9 protein-coding genes are annotated in these 7,656 nt (G+C 64.8%); 4 read left to right on the top strand and 5 right to left on the bottom strand.

The annotated features are described in order from the left end of the window. Positions 1-142: 142 nt before the first annotated feature. From AC0L2C_RS32745 to AC0L2C_RS32735, 3 genes are all read right to left on the bottom strand, one after another. Positions 143-658, bottom strand: coding sequence for a GNAT family N-acetyltransferase (locus AC0L2C_RS32745; protein WP_287229238.1), 516 nt, complete (start codon positions 656-658; stop codon positions 143-145). Next, positions 655-1,461 carry a copper homeostasis protein CutC gene (locus AC0L2C_RS32740; protein ID WP_128246839.1) on the bottom strand — a complete coding sequence of 269 codons (807 nt, stop codon included), beginning with the start codon at positions 1,459-1,461 and terminating at the stop codon, positions 655-657. Before AC0L2C_RS32740 ends, AC0L2C_RS32745 begins: the two co-directional genes overlap by 4 nt. Positions 1,462-1,640: 179 nt before the next feature. Then, positions 1,641-2,549 carry a LysR family transcriptional regulator gene (locus AC0L2C_RS32735; RefSeq protein WP_473525391.1) on the bottom strand — a complete coding sequence of 303 codons (909 nt, stop codon included), beginning with the start codon at positions 2,547-2,549 and terminating at the stop codon, positions 1,641-1,643. A 126-nt stretch (positions 2,550-2,675) separates the two neighbouring features. On the opposite strand from AC0L2C_RS32735, the gene AC0L2C_RS32730 reads away from it, so the two are divergent. The 3 genes from AC0L2C_RS32730 to AC0L2C_RS32720 all read left to right on the top strand — a co-directional run bounded on the left by AC0L2C_RS32730 (position 2,676) and on the right by AC0L2C_RS32720 (position 4,774). Next, positions 2,676-3,179: a nuclear transport factor 2 family protein gene (locus AC0L2C_RS32730; protein ID WP_023803615.1), complete on the top strand. Its 504-nt coding sequence runs from the start codon at positions 2,676-2,678 to the stop codon at positions 3,177-3,179. Positions 3,180-3,428: 249 nt separating this feature from the next. Continuing rightward, the gene (locus tag AC0L2C_RS32725; RefSeq protein ID WP_473525390.1) at positions 3,429-4,223 is read left to right on the top strand and encodes an alpha/beta hydrolase; all 795 of its coding nucleotides are present in this window, start codon (positions 3,429-3,431) and stop codon (positions 4,221-4,223) included. Further along, positions 4,220-4,774 (top strand): nuclear transport factor 2 family protein, encoded by a 555-nt coding sequence (locus AC0L2C_RS32720; protein ID WP_473525389.1) that lies wholly within the window; start codon positions 4,220-4,222, stop codon positions 4,772-4,774. The genes AC0L2C_RS32725 and AC0L2C_RS32720 overlap by 4 nt, the downstream gene beginning before the upstream one ends. A 57-nt stretch (positions 4,775-4,831) precedes the next feature. On the opposite strand, the gene AC0L2C_RS32715 is transcribed toward AC0L2C_RS32720, so the two are convergent. After that, positions 4,832-5,686, bottom strand: a complete 855-nt coding sequence (locus AC0L2C_RS32715) for an AraC family transcriptional regulator (RefSeq protein ID WP_473525388.1) — start codon at positions 5,684-5,686, stop codon at positions 4,832-4,834. A gap of 100 nt (positions 5,687-5,786) precedes the next feature. On the opposite strand from AC0L2C_RS32715, the gene AC0L2C_RS32710 reads away from it, so the two are divergent. Next, positions 5,787-6,959 (top strand): amidohydrolase, encoded by a 1,173-nt coding sequence (locus tag AC0L2C_RS32710; protein ID WP_473525387.1) that lies wholly within the window; start codon positions 5,787-5,789, stop codon positions 6,957-6,959. A gap of 103 nt (positions 6,960-7,062) precedes the next feature. Here AC0L2C_RS32710 and AC0L2C_RS32705 read toward each other — a convergent pair whose 3' ends face one another. Then, positions 7,063-7,521, bottom strand: a complete 459-nt coding sequence (locus AC0L2C_RS32705) for a hypothetical protein (protein WP_287063701.1) — start codon at positions 7,519-7,521, stop codon at positions 7,063-7,065. Positions 7,522-7,656: the final 135 nt, after the last annotated feature.

Below are 7,656 nucleotides of genomic sequence, written 5' to 3'. Positions count from 1 at the left end.
GCGGCGGACACGACAGGGGGAAAACTGTAACCCATGTATCCGGTTCAAAGTGTTACCCATCTTTCAACTGGACACCGGCAGGCAGATGAGGGGCAGCGCCAGCATCGACAATTGGCCGGTCGAGCGGTTGGCTTTTGTCGCCTCAGCCGGTGATCGGCCTGGTATAGTAGCGCACCGCCTTCTTGCCGCCGTGGATCACCGCGTCGCCGACCTCGACGAAGCCGAGCGCTGCGTGAAAGGCATCTGAAGCCTGGTTGGGCGGCTCGGCATTCACCTCGCAGGTGACGATGGTCTGGCCGGCACGCAATGCATGGTCGAACAGATCCTCATAGAGCCGCCGGGCATGGCCGCGGCCACGCGCTTCTCCCGCAACGACGACGCGGTCGACATAGACGAAGCGAGGATAGCGCTCGCGGAACCACAGGAAGTTCGGGCTGTCGTAGCGGGCGTCCTGGTCGAAGGTCATGATGAAGGCTTCGAGCGCGCCGATGCGGCGCGCATAAAACGCTTCGCCGAGCAGGAAGGACAGGCGTTCTGGCTCAAGCCACGACAACTCGGCCGCGTGCGCGTTGTTGAGGGCGAGGATGACGGGCTCGTCCTGCGGCGAGACCCGGTCGATCGGCAGGCGTGCCCGTTTGTTTTCTTCCTTCGCGATCATGCTTTCGCCGCCGCAATCGTCGCCGCCACCAGCGCCGCGTCGGTCACCGTGTTGCGGTACTCGCGGTCGAGGTCGGTGCCGCCCATGCCAACCCGGGGATTGCGGTAACGCATGGCGCTCGGCACGTCCTTGAGTGCGGCGAAATGCATTTCGGTCAGTCCGGTTCTTTCCCGCACCTCGGCGATGTTGTTTGGGTCGAGCCCGCCGCAGCCGAGGATGATGATGCGCTTCCCCGCCTGCCGGACGAGGGCCGCCAGCAGGGCCGCGCCCTCCAATGCGGTGTCGCGCTGGCCGCTGGTCAGCACGCGGCCGACCTTGCTGCGGATCAGCGCTTCCAGCGCATCAGTCGGATCGCGTGTCATGTCGAAGGCACGGTGGCAGGTGACGTTTAAATGCCCTGCCGCCTGCACCAATTCGCTCATCCGCTTTTCGTCGATGGTACCGTCGGCATTCAGGCAGCCGACGACGACACCGGCGACGCCAAGCTCGCGCAGCGCGCTGATATCGGCGAGCATCGAACGATACTCGGTGTCACTGTAGAGAAAATCGCCGCCGCGCGGCCGCACGATGACGTGGAATGGGATCGTCGCCAGTTCGACGGCTGCGCGCACCATGCCAAAACTCGGTGTGACGCCGCCCTCGACGAGGCTGGCGCAGAGCTCGATCCGGTCGGCGCCGGCGGCTTGCGCGGCGAGCAGGCCATCGATGCCTTCGACGCAGATTTCGATCAGCGGCAGGCGAGGGCGTTCAGTGTCGGTCACAGGGCGATCCGTTGCTGATTCAAGATTTGCAGCCCTTAGCATCGGGCTCCGTGCCGCGAAAGCCGGAACTATTGGCTCAACGCGACGGGTTGTTGCGGTTTGCAATGCGGCCAATCAACGCCTTCAACCGCCTCAACGCCGCCACCCGGCAGATGGTCGGCGCCTGGGGTGAGCCGGACCGGCTCGCCGATATGCGTCATGGCTGGTTTCGCGGCGGCGCATCAGATCCGCAAATTGTGGGCGTTGGCGCGGACGAAATCGATGAACGCCCGCAGCTTTGGCGGGACGAGGCGACGGCTGGGATAATAGAGGTGGAGCGGTTCGTAGGTGGGACAGAAAGGCTCCAGCACCTTGACCAGCGCGCCTGAGGCGAGGAGCGGCGCAGCGAGGCCTTCGACGGCAAAGGCCAGGCCAAGCCCTTGCGCGGCGGCGGTGATGCAGAGCGGCAGTGTGTTCACGACCAGACGTGCGTCGGGCGTGAACTCGACCTGGCGTCCATCGACAACAAACTCCCAGGGCGAGATGGCGCGGGTGCGGGTGAAGGCGAAGGCGATGCAGCGGTGGGCAGCGAGGTCGGCGGGTCGTTTTGGCGTGCCGTTACGCGCCAGGTAGTCGGGGCTGCCCAACACCACCTTCTGCAACGGTCCGCCTAGACGCGCGCCGATCATATCTTTCTCAAGAAGCTCGCCGATCCGCACGCCGGCATCGAAGCCCTGCGCGGCGATGTCGACGAAATTGTCGTCGAAGATCAGGCTAAGCCGCACCTCGGGGTAGGCATCCATGAACGGTCCCATCAGCGGCTCGATCAGCAGCGGCGCGGCGATCCACGGCAGGCTCAGCCGCAGCGTGCCGGCGGGGCGGTCGCGGGTCTCACGCAGTGCCGCGCCTGCCGCCCGGATCTCCTCGGTCGCTGGGCGCACGTGGTCGAAATAGTGGGCGCCGGCTTCGGTCAGGCCGACGCTGCGGGTCGTGCGGTTGAGGAGCCGCACCCCGAGACGCTCCTCGAGGCCCTTGACCGCCTCGCTGAGCGAGGCCGGGGCGACGCCGAGTTCGGCAGCGGCGCGGGTGAAGCTTTTTGCCTCCGCGACCTTCACAAAGGCGACGATGCCGCTGAACTGGTCGAGTCGCATTGTGAGGATATTCCAAATAGCCTTGTCGGACTCTACGGGTTTTTCCGGTGAACCAAAAGTCTCATGTTGGGCCCGACGAACGGCCTCGCTGTTGCGACGGCTCGATCAAGCAAGGAGACAGGACCGATGACCAGGCTCGCTTCGCTCGCCGCCGGCGCTCTCCTGGCGGTGTCCGCCGCCCCCGCCAACGGCGGCCCGCAGGAAGACCGCAACATCCAGTTGATCAAGGACTATTACGCAGCCTATGCGACCGGGAACCCGGAGGCGGTTCGGCCCTTCCTGGCGGCGGACATCGTGTGGCGCATTCCCGGCCACCATCCGCTAGCCGGCGACAAGCGCGGGCCGGAGGAAGTGGTCGCCTTCTTCCGTGGCCTGGCCGACGGCAAATTCAGGGCTGAGCCGATCTTCTTCCAGGCGCAGGGTGATCTCGTCGTCGATATCCATCGCGGCTGGTCGAACGTCGGCTCGGGTCCCGAGATCGACCAGCTTTTCGCCCTGATGTTTCGCATCAAGGACGGCAAGATCGCCGAGGCGCAGAATTTCTTGACCGACATGTACCAGTCGGACACCTTCTACTGGACGCACTACAAGCTGAAGCCACTGCCCGGCCGACTGGCGGATGACCGCTGAGACGGCGGCCTTTAATCCGTCGCTCCGCGCTTTTCGCTCCAGGCCAAAGGAGATTTACGATGTTGAAAATCCTGACGCTGGCCACGGCAACCGCCGTCGCCCTCGGCTCAAGCGCCTTCGCCGCATCGCGCGTCGAGCGCGTTGCTTTCGCCGCGCACGGTGAGCAGATCGTCGGCGACCTCTATCTGCCCGAGGATCTGGACCCGGCGAGACCTCGACCCGCGCTGGTGGTGACTGACCGGTGCCTGGATGACGGTGAAGGAACAGATGCCGGCCCGCTACGCCCGCGAGCTGGCCGACCGCGGCTTCGTCGCCTTGACCTTCGATTTTCGCGGCTGGGGCGAGAGCGGCGGCGCCCGCCGCCAGTATGAGGACCCCACCGCCAAGGTCGCCGACATCGAGGCGGCGGTCGCCTATCTCGCGGCCCGGCCCGAGATCAGCAAGGACCGCATCGGCGGGCTCGGCATTTGCGCCAGCTCCGGCTACACGGTCACTGCCGCCGCCAAAAATGCCGCGCTCAAGTCGGTCGCTTTGGTCGCGCCCTGGCTGCACGATGCCGAGGTGGTCGAGCAGACCTATGGCGGCAAGGACGGCATTGCCAGGCTTGAAGCTGTGGGTGATGCGGCCGAGGCCGCCTATCGCCGCACCGACAAGCAGGCTTTCCTGCCCGCCGCCAGCCTGACCGACGAGCGGGCGATCATGTTCAAGGTGCCTTACTATACAGAGGCTGGTCGCGGCATGATCCCGGCCTGGCGCAACGAGGCCGATCCGGCCTTCTGGCGCGGCTGGCTGACATTCGATGCGATCCAGGCTGCCCGGCGCCTGCATCAGCCCTTGCTGATGGTGCACAGCGAGGCGGCTGCCATCCCGCAGGGCGCGCGGAAATTCTATGCGCGGCTGACCGGGCCGAAGCAGGAGCTGTGGCTCGACAACGTCACCCAGTTCGACTTCTACGACCGCGCTGCGCCGGTGAAGTCGGCGAGCGACGCCGTTGCCGCGCATTTCCGCGCCACGCTGGGCAGTGCAGGGGAGGCGGGACAATGAGCCCCGTCACCCGCCGGTTTGTTTTGGCCTCGGCAGTTTTTGCCGCGACGCTTGCCGCTCTGCCCGCCTTGAGCACCATGCAGTCCACGGCTGCGCTGACGAGCGAAGACAAGGCCGCCATCGCCGAGGCGGTGGCGGGGATCGGCCTCTATGCCGATTTGCGCGAATGGGATCGGGTAAAATCCTATTTCACGACCCGCGTCACGACCGACTATACCAGCCTTTTCGGTGGCGAGGTCGCGACCAGCGACCGCGACGCGCTGATTGCTCAGTGGCAAGGCCTGTTGCCGGGCTTCGACGCCACCCAGCACCTTATCACCAACATCGTTGTCGAAGGCGCGGGCAACGACGCGGTCGCGCGCAGCCATGTTCGCGCTACCCACTGGATCGACGGGCGGTTCTGGACGGTCGGCGCCAGCTATCTGCACCGGCTGGTGCGGACGCCCGAAGGCTGGCGCGTCAGCGCCATCTCGATCCATCGCTTGTACGAGGAGGGCGACCGCGCCGTGCTGGCCGCCGCTGCGGACCGGGTGGAGGCGGCGGCGAAATGACAACGCAAGCTTGCGTCGGCAATCGGCGCCGACATTGGTGATCCGGCCACTGCCCGATCATTTCATGTCGATGTGAACTCGGTTTGGTTCGGGAGTTCTGCCTCTCCTGAACATGCCTGGCGTCATGCCATGCATGGTCCGGAACGCACGGGAAAGATGGCTCTGGTCGGCGAAACCTGCCGCAATGGCGGCCTCAGCGAGGCCGAGCCCCTGTTCAATCAAGAAACTGGCGCGACGCAGTCTCCGGTCGCGGATATAGGCTGCAGGCGTCAGGCCAATCGCCTTCTTGAAATCCCGGATGACCTGGAACCGGGTGACGCGCGCGGCGTCGGCAAGCCGCTGCAGGTCGCACTGCGAGCCAAGGTCGCTTTCGACAAGCTCCTCGTAGAGCGAGAACCTCCGTCGCGATCCCGAGCTTTCGATCTCCTCTACCCGCCCGCTGCAATCGCCATGCCGAATGATGAGACGCCTCAATGCGACGAGCAGCGACGTCTCGGCTTGCGTCGCGTCCTGGGAGGTCGAGCTCAGGTGCGCTGCCAGCAACGCTGCGGCGAGATCGCTGTCTTCGATATTCGGACGTGAGAAGACCGGAGCGTCAGCCCTGCCCAGCTCGTGGGCGAGCCCCGCCATCAGCGGCACCGGGGGATAAAACGTCCGGTAGGCCCAGCCTTCATCCGCACCCTGTTCCCCGTCGTGCCACTCCTCGGGATTGACGACGGCAATGGTGCCTGCCGGAGCGACTATTTTGTGGCGCCCGATGCGGATGCGTTCGTAGCCAGCCGTGATCAGCGCGATCACATAGGTTGGGTGCGTGTGCAGTTCGTAGCGATGCTGCGTGAAGCGCGCCTTGAACAGGCCAAGCTCAGGGAAGCTGGGGTGGCGCCAGTATTTCCTAGTCTCTGTCGCGTCCACGGCTTTTGTCCCTGCAGCGGTCAATCTGGTTCAAGACGCCTGTTGTGCGACCTTCTAATCGTGATCCAAACCGCCCTTTGCGGCTTGGAAGGAGAGCATCATGCTGCATAATGACCCGATCGCCGCTCTGACTCCAGAGATAATAGCCTGGCGGCACCACATCCATTGCAATCCCGAACTCGGATTCAAGGAATACGAAACGGCGCGTTTCATTGCCGAGAAACTGCGCGCTTTCGGCCTCGACGAGGTGCATGAGGGGATCGGCGGCACCGGGGTCGTCGGCGTCCTGCGGAGCGGCACGGGCACACGCGCCATCGGCCTTCGCGCCGAGCTGGACGCGCTTCCTGTCGTCGAGAGGACCGGCTTGCCTTATGCGTCCAGGAACGAGGGCGTGATGCACGCCTGCGGCCATGACGGCCACACCGCCATGCTGCTCGGCGCGGCCAGACTGCTCAGCCAATCCCGCGCCTTCGACGGCACCGTCTACTTCGTCTTCCAGCCAGCCGAAGAAAACGAAGGCGGCAGCCTGCGCATGATCGAAGACGGCCTGTTCGAGCGTTTCCCGATCGAGGCGATCTATGCCGTCCACAACTGGCCGGGCTTGGAGCAGGGGACGATCGCCGCTCGCGCTGGAGCACAGATGGCGGCCGTCGACAATTTCGAGCTGACCTTCGAGGGTTTTGGCGCGCATGCCGCCATGCCGCAGCTCGGCGACGATCCGATCCTGGCCGCGGGCGCCTTTGTCCAGGCCGTTCAGCGTATAGTCAGCCGCTCGGTCGATCCGCAAAACGCGCTGGTCGTCAGCCTCACCCAGATCCACGGCGGCAATGTCGGCAACATCGTGCCGGGCAGGGTCTGGCTGCAAGGCACCTGCCGGTTTTTCGAGCCCGGTCATTCCGATCATTGCGAGAAGCTGATCGGCGAGATCGCCCACGGCATTGCCGCAGCCCATGCGCTCAACGCCACGCTCGACTACAAGAAGGGCTATCCGCCGCTCATCAACACGGCTGACGCCACGGCCCGCGCCATCGCGGCAGCCGCCGCCACCGTCGGCAGCGAGAACGTCTCGACCGAGTTCAGCCCGAGCCTCGGCTGCGAGGATTTCGCCTTCATGATCCGCGAGGCAGGCGGCTGCTACGCGTGGATCGGCGTCGGCGATGTCGGGCCCGGCGGGGGCCTGCACGGCGACCGCTACGTCTTCAATGACGAGATCGTGCCGACCGTGCTGGGCTACTACGTCAACCTGGTCGAGCAGACGCTTCCCGCCTCGTGAACCGTCAGAGGGAAAACTGACGGCTCAGCGGGAAACCCCGATCTGAATGCGATTCGTGCGCGATAAGCCGGGAGGAGTCAGGCGCCAACCAACCCGACGCATCTCAGCCGGCTGTGGCCACGAGTTGCGCTACGCGGACGGGATTTTCCAGCACTGCCTGTGCGGTATCGGCCTGATTTTCATCGACCTGCGCCATCACAAAAATGACGCCTTGTTCAACGTTCGGCTCACCCGGCTGTCTGGAAACATCGGCAGATGCCTGGAGAAGCCCACCAGCAAAGCCGCCGCAGGCCCCACCGACAAGAGTTAGGCCAGCCACCGCTCCGACAGGATCAATGCCGGTGGCCTCAAAAGCACCCAGGCCGATTAACAGACCAGCGGCCGCGCCAAGCGCGGCACCGCCCGGACCGCGCAGGACAGCCCTGATTTCGTCGTCGTAAGGTCCGATGACGCTGATCTGTTCTTGAGAAACTCCTGCCGCCTGAAGCGCGGCAACGGCACGCGCTGCCTGGTCGCGGGAATCGAAAAGTCTGCTGATTGTTCGCATTTTGACACTGCCCATCGCATAGTCGCGCGCCGCGCCATTAGAAAAGGCGGGCGGGGGCGACCCCCCCCGGGAGGTGGAGGGAATTTAATTTAGTAGGTTGGTGGTTGGGGGGATAAAAGAAAACGTAGTATTGTATACACCGCCGCTGCG

Source organism: Mesorhizobium sp. WSM4845 (genome assembly GCF_055811455.1).
Note: the sequence above shows the minus strand (reverse complement) of the source record. Positions and strands in the feature narration are given on the sequence as shown.